Source organism: Rhizobium sp. UBA1881, from assembly GCF_002338015.1.
In the GTDB taxonomy this organism is placed as follows: Bacteria; Pseudomonadota; Alphaproteobacteria; order Rhizobiales; family Rhizobiaceae; genus Rhizobium.
Genome location: NZ_DDHH01000053.1, coordinates 163 through 2,300, shown reverse-complemented (window position 1 = coordinate 2,300; position 2,138 = coordinate 163). Strand labels below are relative to the sequence as shown.

Genomic DNA, 2,138 nt, shown 5'->3' with positions numbered 1-2,138 from the left:
CCGCGGCTACGCCTGGCTCGATACAGGAACGCATGATTCATTGCTTGACGCCGGGCAATTCATCTCGACGCTGGAGCGACGTCAAGGGCTGAAAGTGTCGTGTCCGGAGGAGATCGCGTTTCGCAACGGCTGGATCACCGGCCGACAGCTGGAGCAACTGGCGGCGCCGCTCTGCAAGAACGGATACGGGAAATACCTGATGCGACTGCTGACGGAGGCAGGTTGACCGATGAAAGTCTCTTCACTGGCAATTCCCGAGGTCCTGCTGATCGAGCCCACCGTCTACGGTGATGAACGCGGCTTCTTTTTCGAAAGCTTCAATCAGGCCCGCTTCAACGAAGCGGTCGGAGCTGAGGTTTCATTCGTTCAGGACAATCACTCCAAGTCGGCCAAGGGCGTGCTACGCGGGCTGCACTACCAGATCAGCCAAGCTCAGGGAAAACTGGTTCGGGTGGTCGAAGGCGAGGTCTTCGATGTGTCCGTGGACCTGCGGCGGTCCTCTCCAACCTTCGGGCAGTGGGTTGGCGAAATCCTGTCGGCGAACAACAGACGCCAGCTCTACATCCCGCCGGGCTTTGCGCATGGCTTCGTGGTTCTGTCTGAAACCGCGCAGTTTCTCTACAAGACGACAGACTTCTACTCGCCGCAACACGAGCGTGCCATCATCTGGAACGACCCGACGGTCAACATCGCCTGGCCGATCGCGACAACACCTATCCTTTCATCCAAGGACGCGCAGGCGCCGCTGATGAGAGATGCGGATCTTTTTCCGTAACGGTGTTTCGCGACCATCGCCACATCGGTAGTAGGCAGAGCTCAGACGAGGCGCGAAAGTTGGCGATCGTCGGCCCGCCGTCTTTGGCTCCACCACATATCGTTGCCCTTGGTCCTTTCCGGATCGGTTTTGGTGTGTCACATAAGGTCGGCTAGCCATCGCCACTGGGAGGACGATTGTCGGAATGAGGGGAATTCGCCAACTGGCCAAGCATCTCGATATCTCGATCGGGACCGTGTCGCGGGCGCTCAATGGCAAACCTGATGTGAATGAGGAGACTCGCAAGCGAGTGCTGGCGGCGGCCGAAGAGCTAGGCTATGTGGCGAACCAGTCGGGCCGAAGCCTGCGGCAGGGAACCACAAACGTCATCGGCCTGATGATCGAGTCCAGCAAGGAAACGGTCGAAAACGCCGACAACTTTTTCCTCGGCCTGACCGGCGGTCTGCAAAGCGTGTTTTCACGCCACAAGCTCGATCTCATCATGCTGCCCTGCCCGAGTGACGAGGACCCGCAGGAGTATCTGAAGCGCATGGTGGCGCGTCGTGTGGTCGATGCACTGATCATTTCCGCCACGCAACGCGTCGACAAGCGTATCGACTTCCTGGCCAAGGCAAAAATACCCTTCGTTGCGCTCGGCCGTAGCTCGTCCGGCGGCAATTATAGCTGGATCGACCTCGATTTCGAAGGCGTCGCAGCCTGCGCCGTCGATCGGCTCGTTGCCAAGGGGCATCGACGGATCGCGATCGCGGTGCCATCAACAGACGTCAATCTCGGCTACATTTTTCTCGATGCTTATCGTAGCGCGCTGGAACGTCACGACATTGCCTTTGATCCCGAACTCGTCATTCGCGCGAAGTCGAGTGAGCAAGGTGGATATCAGGCCGGTGACGAACTCATCCGCCTTGATCCTCGGCCTACGGCGATTATTCTGATCTACGAACTGATGGCGATCGGGCTTTACCGACGCATGGTCGAGGCGGGCATCGTCCCCGGTCGAGATCTCGCCGTCATCGGTTTTCGCGAAGAGCCGCGTGCCCGGTTCCTGCAGCCGACACTCACCTGTTTCAGGATGTCGTTGCGCGATCTCGGCGCCGAGCTTGCGGAAACGCTGCTCGCGACCATGCCTGCCTATGCGGATTTCTATCCTGATGGCGCACGCAACACGATTTGGCCGCTTGAGCTCGTTGCGGGCGAAAGCGATGCCTTCAGCCTCGACAGTTGAATTTTCTCGAAAGCCAGCCCATGCAACCGCGCGATTTCCTAAAAGATCTCTTCTCCACCGCTGTTAGGGCGGCCGACCCGCTCACGGGCCTCACCGCCCATCTTCCTGCCAAGCCGAAGGGGCGAACGGTCGTGATCGGCG

General features: G+C 59.2%; 2 protein-coding genes and 1 pseudogene. All 3 read left to right on the top strand.

Translation table 11 applies throughout. The features are described from left to right. Positions 1–226: pseudogene (locus tag B3605_RS05265) on the top strand (glucose-1-phosphate thymidylyltransferase); the annotation flags it as partial. A gap of 3 nt (positions 227–229) precedes the next feature. After that, positions 230–775 carry a dTDP-4-dehydrorhamnose 3,5-epimerase gene (gene rfbC / locus B3605_RS05260; RefSeq protein ID WP_296433102.1) on the top strand — a complete coding sequence of 182 codons (546 nt, stop codon included), beginning with the start codon at positions 230–232 and terminating at the stop codon, positions 773–775. 184 nt (positions 776–959) lie between these two features. Then, on the top strand, positions 960–1,997 hold the full coding sequence (locus B3605_RS05255; protein ID WP_113168326.1) for a substrate-binding domain-containing protein: 1,038 nt from the start codon (positions 960–962) through the stop codon (positions 1,995–1,997). Positions 1,998–2,138: the final 141 nt, after the last annotated feature.